This is a genomic window from Flavobacterium sp. KH_035 (assembly GCF_057839565.1).
Map to the genome: position 1 here is coordinate 890,398 of NZ_CM174492.1, position 23,562 is coordinate 913,959.

Sequence of the window (23,562 nt, forward strand, 5' to 3'; positions counted from 1 at the left end):
TTAAAAGTCCTATCGGGTTTAAAAGAAATAAAATGAAAAACATAATAGTGTACCTTTTTTTATTAATTACTCAGGTTTTCTTTGCTCAGAGCAGCTTTGAAAAGGGAAATATGTTGTATCAAAAAGGACAATATCAACAAGCTGTTGATGTTTACGAAAGCATTATCAAAGAAGACAAACAACAATCGGCAGAATTGTATTTTAATCTGGCAAACAGCTATTATAAATTAAATAAAGTCGCTCCTTCGATCTATAACTACGAAAAAGCACTAGTATTAAAACCACATGATCCGGAGACCTTAAACAACTTAAAATTTGCCAAGAAACTAACCATTGATGAAATAAAAGAAGTTCCAAAAGTAGGTTTCGCAAAACTGATTCAGAACTTTACCGGTATTTTTAATTACAATACCTGGGCTATCATTTCGATCGCAATTGCCTTTGCCTTCTTATTGACTTTTATTGGCTATTACTTTTCTCAGCTTACCCTTTCGAAAAGAATTTACTTCATTGGAATGTTTATCCTTTTGGTAGCACTAGTTTTAAGTGTTTCAGCTGGAATATCTGAAAAAAATCATTTTGACAACGATCGCCCTGCAATTGTTTTTGCCGAATTGAGTGAAGTTCGCAGCGAACCTCAAAAAGCAGGTTCTGCCATTCTCTTACTACACGAAGGAGCAAAAGTTTATGTAATCGAAACTGTCGGAAGCTGGAAAAAAGTCGAATTAACTGACGGAACGGAGGGCTGGATTGATGCTTCAACGATTAAAGAAGTAAAATAAAATTTCTCAAAAACTCAAATAAAAAATCCCAAATACCGATTTAAAATGGTACTTGGGATTTTTCATTATATGACCTAATTGTTTCTAAATCATACAAATGATATAAAAAAACAGGTATCAGCTTGTTTAAACAATAAATTTACCTATATCACCTTTGCGGTTTACAATCAAAAAGTATAGATTTTTAAAGGCGTTACACAGTAATCCAGCTTCACATCCGATTCAAAGACATCTGTAATCTGGTTCTCCGCTTCAAAAAAAGAAAGTCCAATTTTGATTGTGTCAGGTTTGCATTCCGCAAGAAACTTATCATAAAAACCTTTTCCGTAACCTACCCGATTTCCAAAAACATCAAAAACTAAAAGCGGTACAAAAACCACCTCAATAGTTTCAGACGGAACCGGCAAACCATTTACAGGTTCCGGGATATTATATTCATTTTTTTTAATTCTGGTATTATCCGTCAACAAAAAATGTTTCATACCCCGAGTTTCAAAATCACTTTTTGAAACTACTATTTCCTTGTCTTTTCCGGAAAGTAAATGCAGAACATATTCTGTATTGACTTCCCGCTGTTCTTCAATAGGAAGAAAAACATGATAATAGGTTTTATTCCAAATGGGCAACTGGATTAAATTATTGGCAATAGCCAGACTTTTTTCTTCAATATCATTTTCCGAAAGTTCTTTTCGAAGACTTTTATAATGTAATCGTAACTCTTTTTTATTCGTCGGCATGTTCATCACTGTTTTTAGACATATGGTAAATGGCGTCCCCTTCGTACACAATTGGCGAGTGATTGGCGTTAATCACAAATCCATCATGAGGTGCTTTTACTTTTTGCTCAAATTTACCAAACGGATCTGTAATAATGGCCAAGATAGTCCCTTTGGTTACAAAACGTCCAATCCTATTATAATCGTGCAATAGGCCTGAGCATTTGGCACGCAGCCAAACCGAATTTTTAATATAAATAGAAGGTTCATCCTCTGTTTCCACTAGCTGTTTAGAATCCAGCATTTTTAAATAATTCAACAAACGCTTTGCTCCTTTTACCCCTTCATTTGCAACAAAATCATTAATATCCAGCGATTTTCCTCCTTCAAAAAGCAGCATTTTCACATTGGCTTTTTCGCAAGTATTTCGGAAAGAACCGTTGATATTTTTAGAGTATAAAGTAAAAGGTGCATTAAACACATCGGCAAGTATTTTCAGCTCGGGATTGTTCTGTGTGATTCTAATTTGCGGAGCATTAAAACGGCTTGCTCCTCCGGCATGAAAATCAACCGCATAATCGATAATAGGTAAAATTTCGGCCACGATATGATAGGCAAAACGGCTTGCCAGAGAACCTTTTTTACTTCCCGGAAAAACCCGGTTCAAGTCACGTCCGTCAGGAAACTCTCTCGATTTATTTACAAAACCGTACATATTGATAATGGGAATGCAAATAATAGTTCCTCTCGAAGGGCGATTGATTTTTTTGCTGATAATTTGTCGAACAACTTCAACACCATTGATCTCGTCGCCATGAATTCCGGCCGAAAATAAAACAACAGGGCCTTCTGTTTTTGAACGGCGTACAATAACCGGAATATTAAGTTTTGTAGTGGTATGAAGACGTGCAATTTCAACGTTTATAGTTTTACTCTCGCCCGGCAAAATTGCTTCGTCAAAAATAATCAGGGGTTTACTATTTTTCATGTAGAATTATAAAATCTAAATATAGAAATTATTCTTTTGATTTCGTAAATTTGAAACTAAATCAATGTTAAGCTTTTTAAACCGCGAAATGTTTTCTAAAAAGTACAACATCTATCTTCAGAAATAAAACAGAATGCAAAAACCATCCCTAGATCTTCAAATCCTAACCTTGCCTGACAATCCGGGTGTATACCAATATTATGATAAAGACGGGAAGATTTTATATGTTGGAAAAGCCAAGAACTTAAAAAAAAGAGTTTCCTCTTATTTCAATAAAATACACGATACCGCCAAAACCAATGTTCTGGTTAAGAAAATTGTAACCATAAAACACATTGTAGTTCCAACAGAAACCGATGCGCTTTTATTAGAAAACAATCTGATTAAAACCCTGCAGCCACGATACAACGTCCTGCTTCGTGACGACAAAAGTTACCCTTGGCTCTGCATCAAAAAAGAACCTTTTTCGAGAATATTCTATACACGAAAAATGGTCAAAGACGGCTCTGAGTATTTTGGCCCTTACACCAGTTTTAAAACGGTACACACCATTCTGGATTTAATCAAAGAATTATATCCTTTACGAACCTGTAATTTCGATTTGAGCCAATCAAATATCGATTCAGGAAAATTTAAAGTTTGCCTCGAATACCACATTGGCAATTGCAAAGGCCCTTGTGAAGGATTGGAATCTTTAGAAGATTATCAACGACAAGTGGATGCTATCCGCGAAATTTTAAAAGGAAATTTCAAAGAAAGCATGAAAGACTTCAAACGACTGATGACAGAATACGCAAAGGATTTACGTTTTGAAGAAGCGCAAAAAATAAAAGAAAAAATTGACGTCCTCGAAAATTACCAGTCACGATCAACAATTGTAAATCCGAAGATTACCAATATTGATGTTTTCTCGATTGTTTCAGATGAAAGTGCAGCCTATGTTAACTTTCTTCAGATTTCACACGGATCGATTATACGTTCGCATACTTTAGAAATCAAGAAAAAACTGGATGAAACAGATGAAGAATTATTAGAACTGGCGATTATAGAACTTCGCGAACGTTTTCAATTACTTTCTAAAGAAATCATTGTTCCGTTTGAAATGGATCTGGGCGAGAACATTAAAACCACTGTTCCGCAACTGGGAGACAAAAAACAAATACTGGAACTGTCTATTCGAAATGCAAAGTTTTATCGAATTGAACAACTCAAACAGTTACAAATTGTAGATCCCGACCGACATGCTAACCGAATCATGGCGCAAATGCAAAAAGACCTGCGATTGCCTGTTGAACCACGTCATATCGAATGTTTTGACAACTCGAACATTCAGGGAACAAATCCGGTAGCTGCCTGTGTTGTTTTTAAAGACGGGAAACCCAGTAAAAAAGACTATCGCCATTTTAACGTCAAAACCGTTGAAGGTCCTGACGATTTTGCTTCGATGACCGAAATCGTATACCGTCGTTACAAAAGATTATTAGACGAAAATGAGCCTTTACCACAATTAATTATTATTGACGGCGGAAAAGGACAACTATCTGCGGCATTAAAAAGTATCGACGCCTTAGAGCTTCGCGGCAAGATTGCTATCATTGGAATTGCGAAACGCCTTGAGGAATTGTTTTACCCAGGAGATTCGATTCCGTTATATCTGGATAAAAAATCAGAAACCTTAAAAGTGATTCAGCAATTACGAAACGAAGCACACCGATTTGGAATTACCTTTCACAGAGACAAACGAAGCAAAGCGGCACTTAATTCCTCTGTAGAAAGCATACCTGGCATTGGCGAAAAAACGATGCTCACGTTAATACAACATTTCAAAAGTGTTAAAAGATTAAAACTCGCGACAGAAAAAGAAATATCTGACGTTGTAGGAGTATCAAAAGCCAAAAAAATTGTCGACTTTTACAAAACCAACTAGTTATCTTCATGCGTATAGATCAACTGCCCCACGAAAATACCATATCGAAAAGTTTTTTTTCTTCACTAGAGAAAGAACTTTCCAAAGTTGTTCTTTTCTTTCAGAAAGGAAAAACTCTTTGTATTCTGCAGTTTTCTTTTTCTGTATGTAGTGCAACAGTCTTACTTTTTACAGTATTACTACTAAATCCACAAAAAACATTTTCGCAAGAACAAAAAAAAGATAGCCTAAAAAGACCTAAAATTGGTTTGGTTTTAAGTGGTGGTGGAGCCAAAGGTTTTGCACATATTGGTGTTTTAAAAGTTCTGGAAGAAGCTGGAATCAAAATCGATTATATTGGCGGTACAAGTATGGGATCTATAATTGGCGGACTTTACGCTTCCGGATACAATGCAACTCAAATCGATTCTATTTTCAAAAAGACAAATTTTGACGAACTCATCAACGATTATATTCCGCGTTCGTCCAAAAACTTCTACGGTAAAAAAAATGACGAGCTGTATGCCATCGTTTTGCCTTTCAGCAACTTCAAAATCGGAATTCCGGAAGCACTTTCAAAAGGAATGTACAATTACAATTTATTAAGTAGCCTTACCCGAAATGTACGTCATGTACGTGATTTCAACAAACTCCCAACACCATTCTTATGTATTGGAACCAATATTGAAACTGGTGAAGAAGTTTTACTAAACAAAGGAAATCTCGTTCAGGCTATGATGGCGAGTGCAGCATTCCCTTCCTTGTTCACCCCTGTTGAAATCGATGGAAATCTATTGGTCGATGGTGGAGTGGTCAATAATTACCCTATAAAAGAAGTGCGCAATCTGGGTGCCGATATTATTATTGGTGTTGATGTTCAGGACGATCTTATGAACCGCAAAAACCTTAAAAACGCAACTAGAATACTCGTACAAATTACTAATTTGCAATCTATTGATAAAATGAAAAGCAAAATCAAGGATACCGATGTTTATATCAAACCGGACATTCGCGATTATGGCGTAATTTCATTTGACAAAGGTGAAGAAATCATTAGAAAAGGAGAAGAAGCTGCTTTTGCCGTTTATGAAAGAATTAAATCCCTGACAGATGAAACGCACTTTTATAAAAAGCCAAAACTAAAAATCGTCACTGACACACTCGAAATCAAAGAAATAAACAGCGACAACCTCGAAAATTACACAAAAGAATACATTCGCGGAAAACTACGTTTTAAACCGGGAAGCACAATCACCTATAATGATCTTAAAATCGGAATCAATAATCTGAATGCTACCCAGAACTTTAGTACCATATCTTATTGCCTGCAACCGAATGACCAGCAGGATAATCTTGATATAGTTTTAAAAGAAAACCCAACCCAGACTTTTTTAAAACTAGGCCTTCATTATGACGGGCTTTACAAAAGCGGTATCCTGCTCAATCTTACCCATAAAAAAACCTTTTTAAAAAATGACGTTACCTCTATTGACGTTATTCTGGGAGATAACTTTAGATACGATTTCAATTATTATGTTGAAAATGGTTTTAATATCAGCTTTGGATTTCAGTCCCGATTAAACCAGTTTAATCGAAACGTTACCACAAGTATCAGTACTTTAACAGCACAGAATCCAAATGTAAACCTCATTAATGTCGATTTCCTAGACATCACCAATCAGGCTTATTTTCAAACCATCTTTGTGCAGAAATTTTTAATGGGCGGTGGTTTTGAGTACAAATACCTAAAAATTAACTCTCCTACGCTTTCCAACACAGAGAATATTATTGAAAAAAGCAACTATTTTAGTCTTTTTGGATATTTAAAATACGATTCGTTCGACAGTAAGAGCTTCCCTCGCTCGGGCTTATATTTCTCTACTGACTTGCAAACGTACTTAGCATCATCTGATTACACCCGTCAGTTTAAGCCCTTCTCGATCGCAAAGGCCGAAATTGCATTTGCAAAAACACTGTTTAGAAAAGCTACCGTAAAAATTGAAGCTGATGCCGGATTTAATATCGGCAGTGACAGCGTTCCGTTTTTCGACTTTATACTCGGAGGATATGGTTACAGCAAAATCAATAACTTCAATTATTTTTATGGATACGATTTTCTAAGTATTGCCGGAAACAGCTTTATAAAAACCGCCGTTACTTTAGATTATGAAATTTTTAAAAAGAATCACGTTAACTTTTCTGCTAACTTCGCTAACTTGGGAGACGATATTTTCACTAAGGTCGACTGGATTTCGATGCCAAAATACTCCGGATACGCTGTTGGATATGGATTAGAAACCATTATTGGCCCTATCGAAATCAAACAATCCTGGTCTCCTGAAATCTCTAAAAGCTTTACCTGGTTTAGTATTGGGTTCTTATTTTAGCACTAAAGCAAAGAATAGTTCAATAAAAATGCACTATTTTTTTACCATTTAAAAATTATATCAAAAAAAAGCAAAATAAATCATGTTTATAAATGATATAATTTATAATTTTACTCAGCAAAAATTACGACATTTGTTATAATGAAAACAAAATGGACAGGTTTATTAGAGTATCTTCAATTCCTCATCAAGAGAAATCCTGAGTGAAGCTATCGAATTGAGATAATTAGTCAATTATAAGAATTGAGTTAATTATCTGTTCACACAATTCAAATTTTTCAAATTATCTAATTTTCAAATTATCTAATAGAAAAGCCATGCCATTATATCACAAACTTGGAGACTTCCCTCAAAAGAGACATACACAATTCGAAAAACCTAACGGAGGTTTTTATTACGAACAATTATTTGGAACCGAAGGTTTTCACGGACACTCGTCATTATCATATCACGTACACAGACCTACTCAGGTAAAAGAAATTTTAAATTCTTATTCTGTTGAGCCTAAAATTGCCATCGGAAAAAATATAAAATCATTACTCTTTAAAGGTTTTGAATTAAAAGCGGAAAATGATTTTCTGGACAGCCGCAAAGCCATGATGGTCAATAAAGACTGTATCATTGGTTTGGCAGCTCCTAAAGAATCGCTTCGAAATTATTTTTACAAAAATGCCGATGCCGACGAAATGCTTTTCATTCACAAAGGAAAAGGAAAATTAAGAACCATGTTGGGAAACATCCCTTTTGAATATGGAGATTACTTAATTATTCCTCGAGGCATTATTTACCAAATAGAATTTGAGACAGAAGAAAACCGACTTTTTTATGTCGAATCCTACTCTCCTTTTTATACCCCAAAACGTTACAAAAACCAATCGGGTCAACATTTAGAGCATTCGCCATTTTGCGAACGCGATTTTATTTTGCCAAACGAACTGGAGACACATGACGAAAAAGGTGATTTTTTGATTAAAATCAAAAAAGAAGGTATGATTCACGAAGTGGTTTACGCCTCACATCCTTTTGATGTAGTAGGTTGGGACGGTTACAATTTCCCATACGGATTCTCGATTCATAATTTTGAGCCTATAACGGGACGTGTTCATCAACCGCCTCCGGTACACCAAACATTCGAAACGGCCACTTTTGTCGTTTGTTCTTTCTGCCCAAGACTTTACGATTATCATCCGAAAGCAATTCCGGCACCTTACAACCACAGCAATATAGATTCTGATGAAGTACTTTATTATGTGGACGGCGACTTTATGAGCCGTAACAACATTGAGCAGGGTCATATCACTTTACACCCAAAAGGAATTCCACATGGTCCCGCGCCTGGTGCGATGGAACGCAGCATTGGTCACAAAGAAACTCAGGAATTAGCCGTTATGGTTGATACTTTCCGCCCATTAATGGTTACAGAAGAAGCCATGGGACTTGACGACGGTCAGTATTACAAATCCTGGACGGAGTAAATCACTAAATCGATCTAACCGCAAAGATCGCCATAACTACTTTACGAACCTTGCGAAATAACTTCGCGTGTTTTGCGGTAAAAAACAAATCTTAAAAACAACACTTCGGTTCAATCAATTAAACGATTAACCGATTAAACAAATAAACATTATGTCAAAAGAAGTAAAATCAGTAGAATACGGATTAGAAAAAATCTTTGAAGGAGCACAGGATTTCCTTCCATTATTAGGAACCGATTATGTAGAATTCTATGTTGGTAATGCAAAACAATCGGCACATTATTACAAAACGGCTTTCGGGTATCAGTCATTAGCTTATGCCGGACTGGAAACCGGAGTAAAAGACAAAGCTTCTTATGTTTTAAAGCAGGACAAAATCAGAATCGTTCTGACAACACCTTTAACACAGGATTCACCAATACACGAACACCTTAAAAAACACGGTGACGGTGTAAAAGTAGCTGCTCTTTGGGTTGAAGATGCCAGAAGTGCCTATGAAGAAACTATAAAACGTGGCGCCCGTTCTTTTATGGAGCCAACAGTTGAATCAGACGAATTTGGAGAAGTGATTCGTTCAGGAATCTATACTTACGGAGAAACGGTTCACATTTTCGTAGAAAGAAAAAACTACAACGGTATTTTCCTTCCGGGTTATAAAGAATGGAAATCGGATTACAATCCGGAACCAACCGGTTTAAAATACATCGACCATATGGTTGGAAATGTAGGCTGGAATGAAATGAATACTTGGGTAAAATTCTACGAAGACGTTATGGGATTCGTGAATTTCTTGTCATTTGATGACAAGCAAATTACCACAGAATATTCAGCATTGATGAGTAAAGTAATGTCGAACGGAAACGGAAGAATCAAATTCCCTATTAATGAACCAGCAGAAGGAAAGAAAAAATCTCAAATCGAAGAATATCTTGATTTTTACGGCGGGCCCGGAATTCAGCATATTGCCATTGCAACAGATGACATCATCAAAACAGTATCACAACTGAGAGCACGAGGTGTTGAATTTTTATCTGCTCCCCCTCACACCTATTACCAGGCAATTCCTGAAAGATTAGGAGTTCATATGGATATGATGAAAGAAGATATTAACGAAATCGAAAAGCTAGCCATCATGGTCGATGCTGACGAAGACGGTTACTTATTACAAATATTTACGAAGCCTGTTCAAGATAGACCAACGCTGTTTTTCGAAATTATTCAAAGAATGGGAGCAAAAGGATTTGGCGCAGGAAACTTTAAAGCACTTTTCGAGTCAATCGAAAGAGAGCAGGAATTGAGAGGAACGCTATAAAAACGCATTTTTTTTACATTATGCGAAAAAATCCTCTGTAAAACGATGGTTTTTATGCAAATGTTATGTTAAACTCACTTTTTAACATTTATTTTTTGAACTTAGTATCTATCTTTGCACTCGCAAATCAGGAAGGGGTGGTTTCCTTCCGAATTGATATAAATTTCATAATTTATAGTTTTTTGGTTAGTTAATAGCATAAAAACTCCGTCATTCCTTGACGGAGTTTTTTTGTTTTGGTACATTTGGAATAAAATTTGCATTTATTTATCTTTATAATGGAATGTAAAAAATGTACTATGAAAAAATTAGTCCTCCTCCTATTAATCCTCACGACTCTAAGCTTCAACACTCAAAAAGAAGATGCTTTCGATACCGGGGAATATTTTAAATTCAGAATTCATTACGGAATTATAAACGCCGGCTATGCGACACTCGAAATTAAAGACGCTACAATCAACAATAAAAAAGTATTTCATGCTGTGGGAAAGGGATACACAACGGGAATGTCAAAATTTTTCTTTAAAGTTGAAGATCTTTACGAAAGCTATTTTGACAAACAAAACGGAGATCCCTATCGCTACGTTCGAAAAATAAACGAAGGTGGTTACACTAAAAACCAGGAAGGTTTTTTTGATCCGTCTGAAAGTAGAGTTTTAGTAAAAGATTACAAACGTAAGACCGAGAAAACAATAGTAACAACACCTAATGTACAGGATATCATCTCTTCTTTTTATTATCTAAGAAACCATCCGAGCATTGACAAATTAAAATCTGGAGAAGCCATTACTATTGACATGTTTTTTGACGATGAAATCACCAAATTTAAGTTAAAATATGTAGGCCGTCAAGATATTACAACTAAATTTGGCACCGTTTCTACCATGGTCTTCAAACCATTAGTACAAACAGGAAGAGTTTTTAAAGAAAAAGAAAGCGTAACACTCTGGATCACAGACGACGACAATAAAATCCCGATACGTATAAAAGCAGATCTGGCCGTAGGATCACTTAAAGCAGACCTTGACGAATACAAAGGATTAAAAAATCCATTTAAAGCAAAAAAATAATGAACCCTACTGATCATTCAGAATCTATTTTAAAAGAGATTGACCTTAAATACCAAGCTATAAATCAAAAAACTGATGTACAATTAGAAGGATTGCTTTGGTCAAAACCTATCACCTACTGGGACTACATTCAGACCGATGCCCTTTTAAGCTTACAAACACAACGCACCACCCTTCCTGACGAAATGGTTTTCATCATGTACCATCAGGTAAACGAGTTAATTTTTAAAATGATTTTGTGGGAAATTGATCAAATTGCCGACACACAAAACATTCAAGTTGCCTTTTTCAGCGAAAGACTTTCAAGAATCACCCGATACTTTGACATGCTGACCAACTCATTCAGCATTATGGAAAACGGAATGGAAGTCGATCAATACATGAAATTCAGAAACACGCTGACTCCGGCCAGCGGCTTTCAAAGTGCACAATACAGATTAATCGAATTTGCTTCGACAGATGTTATTAATTTAACCGATCGCAGATACAAATCAAACTTTGACGAAAACACCCCGTTAGAAACCAGTTTTGAACATTTGTACTGGCAGGCCGCCGGAAAAGATTACCAAACAGGTGAAAAATCATACCTGCTTCAGGAATTTGAAAACAAATACAAAGACCAGTTTTTGAGACAAATGTCTACTTTTAAATCAAAAAATATCTGGCAAAAATTTACACAATTACCTTTAGAAGACCAACAAAATCAAGAACTAATCGATGCCATGCGTCATTACGACAAAACGGTAAACATTACCTGGGTTATGCAACATCTTAACACTGCAAGAAAATACATACTGGAAAGTGGAAAAGGAAACGGAGAAGCTACCGGCGGAAGCGATTGGCAAAAATATATGCACCCAAAATACCAAAGACGCATCTTTTTTCCTAAATTGTGGGCCGAAGAAGAATTGTCCAATTGGGGAAATGAAGCAGCCATTTAATTTCCTAAAAAATTTAAAAGTTTGAAAAAAGCATTCGTAATTATAATCATTTTATTCTCAATATTTTCATGCAACAAAACCGCTGAAAAAGTTGAAACTAAAATCACTAAACCAAAAACTAAAAAAGTAGAATTTGGTTTTAATTACGCCGACTTCAATGTTATTCACGATACCATTAAAAAAGGTGATTCCTTTGGATCTATCATTCAGGGGCAAAATATTGGAGACAAAAAAGTCTACGATGTTGTAAAACAAATTAAAGATTCTTTTAATGTAAGAACTATTCGCTACAACAAACCTTATACTGTACTTCGGTCTAAAAACAAAACAAACAAACTCCAGGTTTTTATTTATCAACCCGATGCCCTCACCTATTACGTTGTTGACTTTAGGGATAGTATTGCCAAAGCATACAAAAAAATAAAACCTGTCACTTTAAAACGCAAAATCATTGGAGGCGTTTTAAAAAGTTCATTATCAGAAACTCTAGGCAATGAAAGTGTAGAGGCTGCACTTGCCAGCAGAATTACAAAAGTATTTTCCTGGTCTATTGACTTCTTTAAACTAAAAAAAGGAGATCGTTACGGGTTAATTTTCACAGAGCGTTTTATAAACGGCAAAACCTACGACGGCGTAGAAGACCTTGAAGCTGCTTTTTTTGAATACAAAGGCAAAATTATTTATGCTTTTCCTTTTGAAAGAGATACTACTTCAGGAAAAATTGAATATTATGACGATCAGGGAAGAACGCTGAAAAACTTCTTCTTAAAAACTCCGATTAAATTTAGCCGAATCACTTCCCGATTTACCGCAAACAGATTTCATCCGGTACAACACACCTGGAAAGCTCACAAAGGAACCGACTATGCTGCACCAACCGGAACACCAATTTCGACAACTGCATCTGGAGTTGTAGAAGCAACAGGATACACAGCAGGAAACGGAAACTTTGTAAAAGTAAAACACAACGGAACCTACTCTACTCAATACCTGCACATGTCCAGAATTTTAGTTCGACGCGGTCAACGTGTTACTCAGGGACAAACTATCGGATTAGTTGGCAGTACCGGTCTTGCAACGGGACCCCATGTATGCTACCGTTTCTGGAAAAATGGCGTTCAAGTCGATGCATTAAGACTTAACTTACCAACCGGAGAGTCTTTAACAGGAAATGACAAAACCCGCTTCTTTAAAAAAATCGAACCTTTAAAGAGAGAACTGGACAGTATTGGAAACCTATAAGAATTCGTATTTATCCTTAAAATAGAAGTAAACATGAAAAACAAACGCATTAAAGACATTCTTGATGAAACTTTTTCTGATTTAAAACTATTTTACAGAGACACTACTTTAAACAACAACTTACTTGCAGCTTATCAAATTGGGCAAATACTGAAAGAAAAAGATCTTACAGACATGTCATTTATTGGCGGCGGCCTTTCCGGCAATTGCAGATATTTGATTGCAAGCGCAGGAGCGAGAGATCTGTCTAAATTCAATCCTGATTCGGTAAAAAACGGACATGCACTCTTAGATGATAATTCTTTCTTTAAAGTATTAGACATTTACAAAATCAGCGACAAAACTCAAATCTTCCTGCTGAACATTCCCGGAAACTCGCTTCCGCTTTTCAAAAATTCAACTTCAAATCTTGAAGAAGAAATTACCGAAAAAGCAAAGCAAAAATTCGCCAATAAAATCAACTCGCCTTTAATTCCAGAACTTCAAACCGAAAATTGGAAAGAAAAAACCAAAGCCCCTATTGGCATGAGTAGTACCGGCGAATTGTATTTTGACGATTCAGCCATAAAAAAAGAAGAACCTAAAAGAATAGAAATCAATAAAGACAGGAAACAGATTGAAATCAACAAAAAGCCCTGGTGGAAAATATGGTAAATAATACTGCCGGTTCAAACAATATTTCACCACTTCACCTTTCAGGAATGAAGCGAATTTTATTATTCCTTTCTTGCACAATAACAATAAGCTGCTCCAATAACCCCCACACTTTTATTTTAAACGATAAAAAAGAAAACAAGTACTTTATAGCGGAATCAATTAACCGGGCATTTGAAGAAGATCTAATCGAAAAATCGCCTTTAATTGTAATAAACGGAATTCCTTTTAAATACAACAAAAAGCAGGACACCATACTATTACCTCTTGAAAAATCTGATATTATTAGCCTGGATTTTCTAAACAAAAACAGCAGCCGCATCATTTACAATGAAAAAGAAAATGATGGAGCCGTCATCATATCAGCAAGAATTAAGAGCAAATAAACACATATATCGTTTTCGTAACTAATTGTTATATAATCGTGAAGCGTTACTCTATTAAAAACTAATTTCAGTATTTTTGTTTTTTTATAACCACATTCTCAATTAAACAAAAAATGGCTTTAAACACAACAAACCCAACCGGGACTGAAGCGTGGAAAAATCTACAAAACCACTATAACGCAATTCACGAAACTACGATACAAGAATTATTTCAACAAGACAATACTCGCGTTGAAAAGTTCAATTTACAATGGAATGACTTCCTTGTTGATTATTCTAAAAACAACATTAGTCAGGAAACCATATCTCTTTTATTAGAATTAGCCAACTCAATTGGATTAAAAGAAGCCATCTCACAATATTTTGGAGGAGAAATCATCAACCAAACCGAAAACAGAGCCGTTTTACATACTGCATTACGCGCACCGGAATCGGCAGTTATTAAGGTAGATGGCGAAAATGTAATCCCGGAAGTTTACGAAGTAAAAAGCAAAATCAAACAATTTAGTCATGAAGTTATTTCAGGAGAAAGAAAAGGTTTCACTGGAAAAGCTTTTACAGATATTGTAAATATAGGTATTGGAGGTTCTGACCTTGGTCCAGTAATGGCGGTTGAAGCTTTACAATTTTATAAAAACCACTTAAATCTTCATTTTGTATCTAATGTTGATGGTGATCACGTAAACGAAGTAATTAAAAAATTAAATCCTGAAACAACATTATTTTTAATTGTTTCTAAAACTTTTACTACTCAGGAGACTTTATCCAACTCTGAAACCATTAAAGAGTGGTTTTTGAAATCGGCTTCTCAGGAAGATATTGCGAAACATTTTGTTGCCGTTTCTACCAATATTCAAAAAGTAACCGAATTTGGAATTAATCCTGACAATATTTTCCCAATGTGGGATTGGGTTGGAGGAAGATTTTCTTTATGGAGTGCCGTTGGATTAAGCATTAGTTTAGCAATTGGTTTCGATAACTATAATGATTTATTGAAGGGTGCGAACGAAATGGACGAACATTTTAAATCGACAAAATTTGACGAAAACATTCCCGTGATTCTGGCATTATTAAGCATTTGGTACAATAATTTCTTTGGTGCTGAAAGCGAAGCATTAATTCCATATACCCAATACCTGCAAAAACTTGCTCCTTACCTACAGCAAGCCACAATGGAAAGTAACGGAAAAAGCGTTGGCCGTGACGGAAAACCAGTTAACTACCAAACCGGAACTATCATCTGGGGAGAACCAGGAACTAATTCGCAACATGCTTTTTTCCAATTGATTCATCAGGGTACAAAATTGATTCCAACAGATTTTATCGGATTCGTTCAACCATTATACGGAAACGAGGATCATCACAACAAGTTGATGTCAAACTTCTTTGCTCAAACAGAAGCTTTACTAAACGGGAAAACCGCTGCACAGGTTCAGACTGAATTTGACAAACAAGGATTACCTGCAGAAAAAGCTACTTATTTGTTGCCTTTTAAAGTTTTCACCGGAAACAAGCCAACAAACACAATCTTAATACAAAAACTAACTCCGAAAAGTCTGGGATCACTGATCGCATTGTACGAACACAAGATTTTCGTGCAGGGTATTATCTGGAATATTTTCAGTTATGATCAATGGGGAGTAGAATTAGGAAAACAACTGGCGAATTCTATTCTGGATGAAATTAACACTAAAACCATAAAAAATCACGACAGCTCGACTTCTTTTTTGTTAAATCACTTTTTGAATAACAAATAAAATTAACAAAAACCCTCTTGCTCAACATACTGAAACGCCTTGATTTAATAAAAATTAAGGCGTTTTTTCATACAAATACGACTCAAAAACGACCTAAAGCACTGGTTCTTGCAAGTTTAGCACTACAAGACCATTACAATTATTACTATTTTAACAAAATCAATGCCTAAAAATCTAAAAGAAGCGCATTTTATCTAACAAAAAATAGAAAAATCATTTTAATGCGCAACACATTATACAAAACTTAATTTTCTTAACATTTTGATAACACTATCTGATTTAATTGTTATAATTTTGCCAAAAACAATAAACTAAATAACAAATGAAGACAATGAAAAATTGGTTACTTACTGGACTATTGTTCATGATAGTTTCAACCGCATTTTCTCAAGGAAAAATTTCTGGTATGATTACCGATGGGGTAGGCTCATTACCAGGAGCAAACGTAGTCATTAAAGGATCTACAGTTGCTACTTCTACAGATTTTGATGGTAAATTTACTCTTAATGCAACAACAAGTACAGGAGAAATCGTTATTTCTTTTTTAGGTTACGAAAACAAAACTGTAAAATTTTCAGTATCGGGTGGAACAGCTAACGTAGGAACCATCGTTTTAACTTCTAATTCTAACGAATTAAGCGAGATTGTGGTAAAAAGCACTATCGTCGACATTGCAAAAGACAGAAAAACTCCTGTAGCAGTATCTACAATTAAAGCTGCTGAAATTCAGGAAAAACTTGGAACTCAGGAATTTCCGGAGATCTTAAGAAACACACCTTCTGTATACGCTACTAAAGCGGGTGGAGGTTTTGGAGATTCAAGAATCAACATTCGTGGTTTTAACCAAAACAACATCGCTGTAATGATCAACGGTATGCCGGTTAACGACATGGAAAATGGTTCTGTTTACTGGAGTAACTGGTCTGGTTTATCTGAGGTAGCTTCTGCTATTCAGGTTCAAAGAGGTTTAGGTGCTTCAAAATTGGTAACTCCATCTGTTGGAGGAACTATCAACATTGTAACTAAAGCTTCTGACAGAAAAGAAGGAGGATCTTTCTCTTCTGGTTTCGGAAATGGAAGAAACTTCAAAGTTCAAGGTTCATACAGTACTGGAAAATTAGCAAATGGACTTTCTGCTTCTATCTTATTGTCTCAAACAATGGGAGATGGATACATCAACGGAACTGAATTTGAAGGCTCTAACTATTATGTAGCCTTAGGATACGGAACAAAAAACAACAAGCATGACTTCCAAGTTACAGTAACAGGAGCGCCACAATGGCACAACCAAAGATCTACTGTACCTTCGATTGCTACTTACCAAAAATATGGTATCAATGGAGATCCAAACATCAGATACAATGCTGACGCAGGATTCTTAAATGGTGAATCTTACAACATCAGAAAAAACTACTACCACAAACCGGTAGCTTCTTTTAACTGGGATTATAAAATCAATGAAACTACTAAACTTTCAACTGTAGTTTATGCGTCTATGGGACGTGGAGCTGGTGCAGGAGCAACAGGTGGTATTGGTGGAAACACTTACAACAGTGCAGTATTCTTAACACCTAATGGTTTAGTTGATTACAACAAAATCCAAGCTTGGAACAACGGTACCGGACAAGTTAACTTTAACGGTGCAAACAGAACAAGAACACAAATTGGTGGTGTTTACCAAAACAGTTCTTCAACTGGTAGAACTGGAGCAGGAACTACTGCATCTCCATATGTTTACAACACTACATCAGGTATTTCACAAACTTCATCTATCAACTCTCATGACTGGTTTGGAGCGGTTATTAACCTGAACAAAAAATTATCAAACACACTTACTTTAGATTTCGGTCTTGATGCAAGAACATATACTGGATACCACTTTACTGTTGTTAACGACAGATTAGGCGGAGGTGAATTCTTTGACAACAACATTGCAAGTTTGAAACCAACTGGAAGACGTCTTACAAATACAGCTGCTACAAACGTACAATGGAATGTTTTTGACAAAAGACAATATGACAAAATTTCATTCAACAGTACTGGAAAAGTAAAATGGTATGGTGCGTTTACACAATTAGAATACTCTAAAGACAATTTAACAGCATTCGTACAGGGAGCAGTTTCTCAACAAGGATTCAAAAGAGAAGATGACTTCGTTTACTTACCAACTGATCCATTAGCTTCTACTCCTTACAAAAACATCTTAGGAGGAAACGTAAAAGGGGGTGCTAACTACAACCTTAGCGAAAAAAGTAATGTTTACGTAAACGCTGGTTACTACTCAAGACAACCATTCTTTAACTCTGTTTATCCAAACAACAGATCGACAGTAAACCCTAACCTTACTAACGAGAAAATTATTGGATTTGAGGCTGGATACGGTTTCCGTTCAAGATTCTTTAACGCGACAGTTAACGTTTACAACACAACTTGGAATGACAGATACTTAAAAGGTAATGCATTACCAACTGACCCAAATACTTACACTGAATACTTAGGATTAAACGAGGTACACTCTGGAATTGAAGTAGAAGGAAGCTCTAACATCACTGACAGATTAAAAGTAACAGGTATGATCTCTTACGGAATCTGGGAATACAAAGGAAATGCTACTGTTAACGCATACAATCAGGCAGATAACTCTCCTGTTGCCGGATACACTGCAACACCAGTATACATGGACAAAGTAAAAGTAGGTGATGCTGCTCAAATGACAGCTTCATTAGGTGCTGCTTACGAAGTTTTAACAAGAGTAACTGTTGATGCAAACTACAACTTTAACGATAAATTGTACGCTGGATTAAGCCCGATTAACTTTGCCGATCCAAACAACAAAGGAGCATTACAATTGCCTTCTTACGGTTTATTAGATGCTGGTTTTTCATACAAAATGTTAGTAGGAAAAGACAAAGACAAATCAGTTAACTTTAGATTAAATGTTAACAACGTATTAGACAAAATTTACATTGCTGAATCAAGAACTAATACTTTTGCTGACGACAATCTTCCTGTAGCTTCTGGCCAACCAGCTGGTTCAAAAGGAACTTATGCTTCTAACGGAATGCTTTACAATGGACTTGCAAACGTAAATCAGGTTTTCTTTGGTTTCGGAAGAACATGGAACTTCTCTCTACGTTACGATTTCTAATATTTAGAATCTAAATAAATACGAAAAGCGGCATTGACTTTTAGTCTGATGCCGCTTTTTTTATGCCCTTTTTTGTTATATTTGTTTTATCAAAAAATCTAATTTATGTACTATTTTTTACAAAAATTCCATTCAGGCTGGGCTTATTTAGCACTGTTGCTTTTATTAATTGCAGTTGTAAATGCCATCATCGGTCTTACTTCTAAAAAAGACTTTACAGGCAAAGACCGCAAAATTGCACTGTTTGCTTTGATCGGAACTCATACACAGTTATTGATTGGTCTTATTCTTTATTTTGTATCTCCTAAAGGAATAGCTGTCCTTGGACAAATGTCTAATGCAGAACTTAGACTTACTTCCTTAGAGCACCCTTTAATCAACATTATAGCTATCATTTTGATCACAATCGGATGGTCGAAACATAAAAAATTAGTTAATAGCGAAGCGAAATTTAAAACTTTCGCTATATTTTACGGATTAGGATTATTACTTATTCTAAGTAGAATCCCATGGAACCTATGGTTCTAAAAAACCAATTAAAGCCCTAAAATTAGGGCTTTTTTTATCTCGGCATATTATTTGTACAAACTCCCCAAGTCTGAAAAAAAATAAAACATGAGAAATAAAAAATATATTTTACTCACTTCACTTACTATAACTTTTTTAAGTTGTTTTACCTATGTCATAAGTCAAACAAAGCCTGCAACCGAACCTAAAATCACTCAGGATACTGTCAAAACTGCCAGACCTAATTTAATCGCAATACCAACCGATTCAGTTTTTACCGATAAAGGTTTAAAATTAAAACCTTACAAGAAAAACGCACATGCCTCCTACTACGCTGACCGTTTTAACGGTAAAAAAACTGCCAACGGAAGCCGATTCAGTAACAGTGCGTATACTGCAGCACACAAGAAGCTTCCCTTCGGAACAAGAATAAAAGTTACAAATGAAGCCAATGGAAAATTTGTAATTGTAAAGGTTACAGATCGCGGTCCGTTTGTTAGAACAAGAGAACTAGACCTATCCAAAAGAGCCTTTATGGAAATCACTAAAAGCAAAGGAAGTGGCGCCATGAAAGTAACTATTGAAACGATAGTAGAATAATACCATTTTAAATAGCAAACCCGACAGATTAAAAACTTGTCGGGTTTATTAGCTAATAGAGATCCAGAAAAGATTAAACAAACTTTCGAATACTCATCACTACTCCGGTATGCACTCCTTCATGGTAATTATTGAAATCCAAAGCTCCGTTGATGTTCTTTAATGTATACCCTAAGCTGGTAGGATATTCATGGTAATTCACAAAAATACTTTTTTCAAAATCATTTATGGTTTGTTCAAAAGTAGTCGAAAGCAAAGTTCGTATTTCGTCCACTTCTGTCTCCGACACATCCCCCTCCGGCTTCGAATCTTTTCGATATTTAGCCATAAACTCTTCTGAAACCATAACAGGCAATCCCGACAACTTGTAAACTATAGCCTGCTGTGTAGCTACACAATGTGCAATGTTCCAGATGATATTGTTATTGAATCCTTGTGGAATTTTGTTTAATTGTTCTAATGAATGACTATCTAAAACTTTCAAAAGAATCTCTCTAATGGTCTTTTGTACTTCAAAAACTGGGTTCATATATTTATTTTTTTTCTAAAATTAGGCAATTTTAAGTTTCAAATGAATTTTCTTTGTAGTCTCTTAAATTTAAAATTATGAACAAAATATACTACTTAGCTTCCTGCGACACTTGTCGAAAAATCATTAAAGGCTTACCCAAAGACAACAATCTCGTTTTTCACGATATCAAACAAAACCCGATAACAGCCGAAGAACTTGAAGAGATGTACAAACTTGCCGGAAGTTATGAGGCTTTGTTTAGCAAGAAAGCGCAATTGTACAAATCGATGGATTTAAAAAACAAATCTCTAACTGAGGATGATTATAAAAAATACATTCTGGAACATTATACATTCATAAGCCGTCCGGTTTTTATCATTGATGGCAAAATTTATATCGGAAACAGTCAGCAAAACATATTACAGGTAATGAAGGCTTTAGGATAAAAAAATTGGCCACAAATTGCACAAATTTTCACTAATTACACGCTGTTCAACTTTCTCAACCCTGTTTCAAACTTGTGTTTTGTGAAATTTAGATTTATAAGCTCCGGAATCTGTGTAAATTCGTGAAATTTGTGGTAAAAAACTTTAAAAAACCTTACTCTTAACACTTTAGCATTTTACAGCCAAACACTGCAAACTTTTATTTATCTTTGCGCCTTTATACTCAATTATATGATACAATCTATGACAGGGTTTGGCAAAGCTTCTTTGCAATTGCCTACAAAAAAAATTACCGTTGAAGTAAAATCCTTAAATAGCAAAGGTTTAGATTTAAATGTTAGAATGCCCTCGCTTTATCGCGAAATGGAACTAGGTTTAAGAACTCAAATCTCTACCAAACTAGAAAGAGGAAAAATTGATTTCGGAATTTACATTGAAAGTACTTCTGAACAAACCTCAACTAAAGTAAATGTTCCTGTTGTAAAAAACTACATTGCTCAGCTAAGAGAAGTTTACTCGGATGCCGACGAAACTGAATTAATGAAGATGGCCGTTCGCATGCCTGATACTCTAAAAACAGAACGTGAAGAAATTGACGAAAATGATTGGGAGCAAATCCAGGTGATCATTGAGGAAGCTCTAGAGAACATTCTGACTTTCAGAAAAGACGAAGGCGAATCTCTTGAGAAAGAATTCAATCTTAGAATATCGAATATCCGTCAATATATGAATGACGCTCTGGCACTTGATCCAGAACGTATAAAAGCCATCAAAGACCGTTTACAAACTGCCATTTCAGAATTAAAAGTAAATGTGGATGAAAATCGTTTCGAACAGGAATTGATTTATTATCTGGAAAAACTTGATATTACCGAAGAAAAAGTTCGTTTGACCAATCACTTAGATTATTTCCTAGAAACCATTAAAGGCACAGAAGCCAATGGTAGAAAACTGGGATTCATCACTCAGGAAATGGGTCGCGAGATCAACACCATGGGTTCAAAATCGAATCATGCACAAATGCAAAAATTGGTTGTGATGATGAAAGATGAACTGGAAAAGATTAAAGAACAGGTTTTAAATGTGCTTTAGAGCTAAATGAAGATCTTTCTTTTTTCAATAATTCTTTTATTAAGTTTTCATACGAAAGCTCAAAACATTTCAGAAATCAATAAGGTTTTAGAAATCAGGGATACGCTAGAATCTGAAAAAGAAATTCGCATTTATAAAGATCATTCTGTTGCAGACCGAATTACTGTACTTAGAATGCATAAGGAAGAAAAGGATAATTGGATTGTTACTCTTTACTTTTATTCAAAAACATTAAAACAAGTTACCAAGATTGATGAAATCCGTTTTCCTAAAGAGGATATTGGAAGTTTAAAACCAAAAGATGCGAACCTAATTTGGCTAAATTTAATGTTAACCAATGTCGAATTTTTGCCAAGTATTACAAATTTGAAAAACCTTTCATTGATATAGAAAAAGGAGAGCAAATTATAGTAAAAAAGAAATTTCTCGTTATAGATGGCGTAGGTTATCAAGTTTATGTTAAAAACGGAAAACTAAAAAATAGTTTTTCTTTTAACAATCCTGAAGCTTATTTAAAACGTTATCCAAAAGTGGACGAGTTAATCTCATATAATGAATTATTATCAATCTTAAAAAAAGAGTTTGATCTCTGAATTGATTGATCACATATAAATAAAGAATGAACAAAGGAAAATTAATTGTTTTCTCAGCACCTTCGGGATCGGGAAAAACAACTATAGTAAAGCATTTATTAGGGAAAGAAGATTTAAATTTAGAATTTTCAATCTCGGCAGCTTCACGCGAACCACGCGGAGAGGAAGAACACGGAAAGGATTATTATTTTATTTCGTTGGAACAATTCAAAAAGCACATTAAAGCAGAGGAATTCCTAGAATGGGAAGAAGTGTATCGCGATAATTTTTACGGTACTTTAAAATCGGAGATTGAAAGAATCTGGGCTTTAGGAAAAAATGTAATCTTTGATATTGATGTGGCCGGCGGACTGCGTATCAAACACAAATTTCCGGAACAAACTTTAGCGGTATTTGTAAAACCACCAAGTGTTGACGAACTAAAACGCCGACTAAAACAACGTTCTACAGAAAGTGATGACAAAATAAACATGCGAATTGCAAAAGCTTCGGTTGAACTGGCAACAGCACCGCAATTTGATACGATTATCAAAAATTACGATTTAGATACCGCTAAAGAAGAAGCGTATCAATTGGTAAAAGATTTTGTGAACAAATAGCTTTGTTAGTCCTCAGCTCTTTAGTTGTTAGTCCTTAGTCTTTTGTTTTGACGCCAAAAACGAAAATTTAAAATCCAATTTTACATGAGTGGAGTTAAATCATATAAAGAATTACTTATCTGGCAAAAAGGGATCAAAATTGTATTCTTAGTTTATAAGCTCACAATGGATTTTCCGAAAGAAGAGATATATGCACTGACAAGCCAATTAAAAAGAGCTTCTGTATCGGTTCCATCAAATATTGCTGAAGGTTTTGGACGTCAAACGGATAAATCGTTTAATCACTTTTTAAGTATTTCTAAAGGCTCATTAAATGAAATTGAAACACAGTTAATTATCGCAAAAGAATTACAATTTATTTCTAATGACGCCTTATATAATGAAATTATGTTTCTAATCGAAGAAGAAAGTAAAATGATTAATGCCTTTTCAAGAAATCTAAAAAACTAA

General features: G+C 35.2%; 22 protein-coding genes. 19 read left to right on the forward strand and 3 right to left on the reverse strand.

Annotation, left to right across the window (positions count from 1 at the left end; all coding sequences use genetic code 11):
* Positions 1 to 32: 32 nt before the first annotated feature.
* Entirely contained in the window at positions 33 to 782 is a 750-nt protein-coding gene (locus tag AC3IS6_RS03965) for a tetratricopeptide repeat protein (protein ID WP_489163714.1), read from the forward strand.
* Positions 783 to 949: 167 nt separating this feature from the next.
* Here the strand turns inward: AC3IS6_RS03965 and AC3IS6_RS03970 are convergent, their stop codons facing one another.
* Both AC3IS6_RS03970 and AC3IS6_RS03975 read right to left on the reverse strand, forming a co-directional pair.
* A complete protein-coding gene (locus tag AC3IS6_RS03970; RefSeq protein ID WP_489163716.1) occupies positions 950 to 1,519 on the reverse strand; it encodes a 5-formyltetrahydrofolate cyclo-ligase in 570 nt (189 codons plus the stop codon).
* The gene (locus tag AC3IS6_RS03975; protein ID WP_489163718.1) at positions 1,506 to 2,486 is read right to left on the reverse strand and encodes a succinylglutamate desuccinylase/aspartoacylase family protein; all 981 of its coding nucleotides are present in this window, start codon (positions 2,484 to 2,486) and stop codon (positions 1,506 to 1,508) included. Before AC3IS6_RS03975 ends, AC3IS6_RS03970 begins: the two co-directional genes overlap by 14 nt.
* A gap of 133 nt (positions 2,487 to 2,619) precedes the next feature.
* Here AC3IS6_RS03975 and uvrC point away from each other — a divergent pair, with 133 nt between their 5' ends.
* The 13 genes from uvrC to AC3IS6_RS04040 all read left to right on the forward strand — a co-directional run bounded on the left by uvrC (position 2,620) and on the right by AC3IS6_RS04040 (position 19,871).
* Positions 2,620 to 4,413, forward strand: coding sequence for an excinuclease ABC subunit UvrC (gene uvrC / locus AC3IS6_RS03980; RefSeq protein ID WP_489163720.1), 1,794 nt, complete (start codon positions 2,620 to 2,622; stop codon positions 4,411 to 4,413).
* Between the two features lie 8 nt (positions 4,414 to 4,421).
* Positions 4,422 to 6,779, forward strand: coding sequence for a patatin-like phospholipase family protein (locus AC3IS6_RS03985; RefSeq protein WP_489163721.1), 2,358 nt, complete (start codon positions 4,422 to 4,424; stop codon positions 6,777 to 6,779).
* A 317-nt stretch (positions 6,780 to 7,096) separates the two neighbouring features.
* Positions 7,097 to 8,254, forward strand: coding sequence for a homogentisate 1,2-dioxygenase (locus AC3IS6_RS03990; protein WP_489163723.1), 1,158 nt, complete (start codon positions 7,097 to 7,099; stop codon positions 8,252 to 8,254).
* 151 nt (positions 8,255 to 8,405) lie between these two features.
* Positions 8,406 to 9,566, forward strand: a complete 1,161-nt coding sequence (hppD, locus tag AC3IS6_RS03995; RefSeq protein ID WP_264525605.1) for a 4-hydroxyphenylpyruvate dioxygenase — start codon at positions 8,406 to 8,408, stop codon at positions 9,564 to 9,566.
* Between the two features lie 299 nt (positions 9,567 to 9,865).
* Positions 9,866 to 10,636 carry a DUF3108 domain-containing protein gene (locus AC3IS6_RS04000; protein ID WP_489163725.1) on the forward strand — a complete coding sequence of 257 codons (771 nt, stop codon included), beginning with the start codon at positions 9,866 to 9,868 and terminating at the stop codon, positions 10,634 to 10,636.
* On the forward strand, positions 10,636 to 11,577 hold the full coding sequence (locus AC3IS6_RS04005; RefSeq protein ID WP_489163727.1) for a tryptophan 2,3-dioxygenase family protein: 942 nt from the start codon (positions 10,636 to 10,638) through the stop codon (positions 11,575 to 11,577). The genes AC3IS6_RS04000 and AC3IS6_RS04005 overlap by 1 nt, the downstream gene beginning before the upstream one ends.
* Before the next feature lie 21 nt (positions 11,578 to 11,598).
* Positions 11,599 to 12,819, forward strand: a complete 1,221-nt coding sequence (locus AC3IS6_RS04010; protein WP_489163729.1) for a M23 family metallopeptidase — start codon at positions 11,599 to 11,601, stop codon at positions 12,817 to 12,819.
* A 33-nt stretch (positions 12,820 to 12,852) separates the two neighbouring features.
* The gene (locus AC3IS6_RS04015) at positions 12,853 to 13,473 is read left to right on the forward strand and encodes a hypothetical protein (protein ID WP_489163731.1); all 621 of its coding nucleotides are present in this window, start codon (positions 12,853 to 12,855) and stop codon (positions 13,471 to 13,473) included.
* Complete coding sequence (locus AC3IS6_RS04020; RefSeq protein ID WP_489163733.1) at positions 13,467 to 13,859, forward strand: hypothetical protein; 393 nt, start codon at positions 13,467 to 13,469, stop codon at positions 13,857 to 13,859. The genes AC3IS6_RS04015 and AC3IS6_RS04020 overlap by 7 nt, the downstream gene beginning before the upstream one ends.
* 113 nt (positions 13,860 to 13,972) lie before the next feature.
* On the forward strand, positions 13,973 to 15,616 hold the full coding sequence (pgi, locus tag AC3IS6_RS04025) for a glucose-6-phosphate isomerase (protein WP_489163735.1): 1,644 nt from the start codon (positions 13,973 to 13,975) through the stop codon (positions 15,614 to 15,616).
* A 322-nt stretch (positions 15,617 to 15,938) separates the two neighbouring features.
* On the forward strand, positions 15,939 to 18,764 hold the full coding sequence (locus AC3IS6_RS04030) for a TonB-dependent receptor (RefSeq protein ID WP_489163737.1): 2,826 nt from the start codon (positions 15,939 to 15,941) through the stop codon (positions 18,762 to 18,764).
* Positions 18,765 to 18,869: 105 nt separating this feature from the next.
* Entirely contained in the window at positions 18,870 to 19,292 is a 423-nt protein-coding gene (locus tag AC3IS6_RS04035) for a hypothetical protein (protein ID WP_489163739.1), read from the forward strand.
* Between the two features lie 87 nt (positions 19,293 to 19,379).
* Entirely contained in the window at positions 19,380 to 19,871 is a 492-nt protein-coding gene (locus tag AC3IS6_RS04040; RefSeq protein WP_264525614.1) for a septal ring lytic transglycosylase RlpA family protein, read from the forward strand.
* A 73-nt stretch (positions 19,872 to 19,944) separates the two neighbouring features.
* Here the strand turns inward: AC3IS6_RS04040 and AC3IS6_RS04045 are convergent, their stop codons facing one another.
* The gene (locus AC3IS6_RS04045) at positions 19,945 to 20,400 is read right to left on the reverse strand and encodes a DinB family protein (RefSeq protein WP_489163741.1); all 456 of its coding nucleotides are present in this window, start codon (positions 20,398 to 20,400) and stop codon (positions 19,945 to 19,947) included.
* 77 nt (positions 20,401 to 20,477) lie between these two features.
* Here AC3IS6_RS04045 and AC3IS6_RS04050 point away from each other — a divergent pair, with 77 nt between their 5' ends.
* The 5 genes from AC3IS6_RS04050 (at position 20,478) to AC3IS6_RS04070 (ending at position 23,562) form a co-directional block, all read left to right on the forward strand.
* Positions 20,478 to 20,828, forward strand: coding sequence for an arsenate reductase family protein (locus AC3IS6_RS04050; protein ID WP_173965075.1), 351 nt, complete (start codon positions 20,478 to 20,480; stop codon positions 20,826 to 20,828).
* A 231-nt stretch (positions 20,829 to 21,059) separates the two neighbouring features.
* Positions 21,060 to 21,920 (forward strand): YicC/YloC family endoribonuclease, encoded by an 861-nt coding sequence (locus AC3IS6_RS04055; RefSeq protein ID WP_489163744.1) that lies wholly within the window; start codon positions 21,060 to 21,062, stop codon positions 21,918 to 21,920.
* A 314-nt stretch (positions 21,921 to 22,234) separates the two neighbouring features.
* Positions 22,235 to 22,513 (forward strand): hypothetical protein, encoded by a 279-nt coding sequence (locus AC3IS6_RS04060; protein WP_489163746.1) that lies wholly within the window; start codon positions 22,235 to 22,237, stop codon positions 22,511 to 22,513.
* A gap of 26 nt (positions 22,514 to 22,539) precedes the next feature.
* Positions 22,540 to 23,112 carry a guanylate kinase gene (gene gmk, locus AC3IS6_RS04065; RefSeq protein ID WP_263362153.1) on the forward strand — a complete coding sequence of 191 codons (573 nt, stop codon included), beginning with the start codon at positions 22,540 to 22,542 and terminating at the stop codon, positions 23,110 to 23,112.
* 84 nt (positions 23,113 to 23,196) lie between these two features.
* Positions 23,197 to 23,562, forward strand: a complete 366-nt coding sequence (locus AC3IS6_RS04070) for a four helix bundle protein (RefSeq protein WP_489163748.1) — start codon at positions 23,197 to 23,199, stop codon at positions 23,560 to 23,562.

Excerpts from the sequence above, each read along its gene's own strand:
- AC3IS6_RS03975 (WP_489163718.1), bottom strand. The coding sequence starts at position 2,486 with ATGAAAAATAGTAAACCCCTGATTATTTTTGACGAAGCAATTTTGCCG.
- AC3IS6_RS03985 (WP_489163721.1), top strand. The coding sequence starts at position 4,422 with ATGCGTATAGATCAACTGCCCCACGAAAATACCATATCGAAAAGTTTT.
- AC3IS6_RS04070 (WP_489163748.1), top strand. The coding sequence starts at position 23,197 with ATGAGTGGAGTTAAATCATATAAAGAATTACTTATCTGGCAAAAAGGG.
- AC3IS6_RS04050 (WP_173965075.1), top strand. The coding sequence starts at position 20,478 with ATGAACAAAATATACTACTTAGCTTCCTGCGACACTTGTCGAAAAATC.
- AC3IS6_RS04055 (WP_489163744.1), top strand. The coding sequence starts at position 21,060 with ATGATACAATCTATGACAGGGTTTGGCAAAGCTTCTTTGCAATTGCCT.
- AC3IS6_RS04020 (WP_489163733.1), top strand. The coding sequence starts at position 13,467 with ATGGTAAATAATACTGCCGGTTCAAACAATATTTCACCACTTCACCTT.
- AC3IS6_RS04005 (WP_489163727.1), top strand. The coding sequence starts at position 10,636 with ATGAACCCTACTGATCATTCAGAATCTATTTTAAAAGAGATTGACCTT.
- pgi (WP_489163735.1), top strand. The coding sequence starts at position 13,973 with ATGGCTTTAAACACAACAAACCCAACCGGGACTGAAGCGTGGAAAAAT.
- AC3IS6_RS03990 (WP_489163723.1), top strand. The coding sequence starts at position 7,097 with ATGCCATTATATCACAAACTTGGAGACTTCCCTCAAAAGAGACATACA.
- AC3IS6_RS04035 (WP_489163739.1), top strand. The coding sequence starts at position 18,870 with ATGTACTATTTTTTACAAAAATTCCATTCAGGCTGGGCTTATTTAGCA.
- gmk (WP_263362153.1), top strand. The coding sequence starts at position 22,540 with ATGAACAAAGGAAAATTAATTGTTTTCTCAGCACCTTCGGGATCGGGA.
- AC3IS6_RS04040 (WP_264525614.1), top strand. The coding sequence starts at position 19,380 with ATGAGAAATAAAAAATATATTTTACTCACTTCACTTACTATAACTTTT.
- AC3IS6_RS03965 (WP_489163714.1), top strand. The coding sequence starts at position 33 with ATGAAAAACATAATAGTGTACCTTTTTTTATTAATTACTCAGGTTTTC.
- hppD (WP_264525605.1), top strand. The coding sequence starts at position 8,406 with ATGTCAAAAGAAGTAAAATCAGTAGAATACGGATTAGAAAAAATCTTT.
- uvrC (WP_489163720.1), top strand. The coding sequence starts at position 2,620 with ATGCAAAAACCATCCCTAGATCTTCAAATCCTAACCTTGCCTGACAAT.
- AC3IS6_RS03970 (WP_489163716.1), bottom strand. The coding sequence starts at position 1,519 with ATGCCGACGAATAAAAAAGAGTTACGATTACATTATAAAAGTCTTCGA.
- AC3IS6_RS04000 (WP_489163725.1), top strand. The coding sequence starts at position 9,866 with ATGAAAAAATTAGTCCTCCTCCTATTAATCCTCACGACTCTAAGCTTC.
- AC3IS6_RS04015 (WP_489163731.1), top strand. The coding sequence starts at position 12,853 with ATGAAAAACAAACGCATTAAAGACATTCTTGATGAAACTTTTTCTGAT.
- AC3IS6_RS04045 (WP_489163741.1), bottom strand. The coding sequence starts at position 20,400 with ATGAACCCAGTTTTTGAAGTACAAAAGACCATTAGAGAGATTCTTTTG.
- AC3IS6_RS04030 (WP_489163737.1), top strand. The coding sequence starts at position 15,939 with ATGAAGACAATGAAAAATTGGTTACTTACTGGACTATTGTTCATGATA.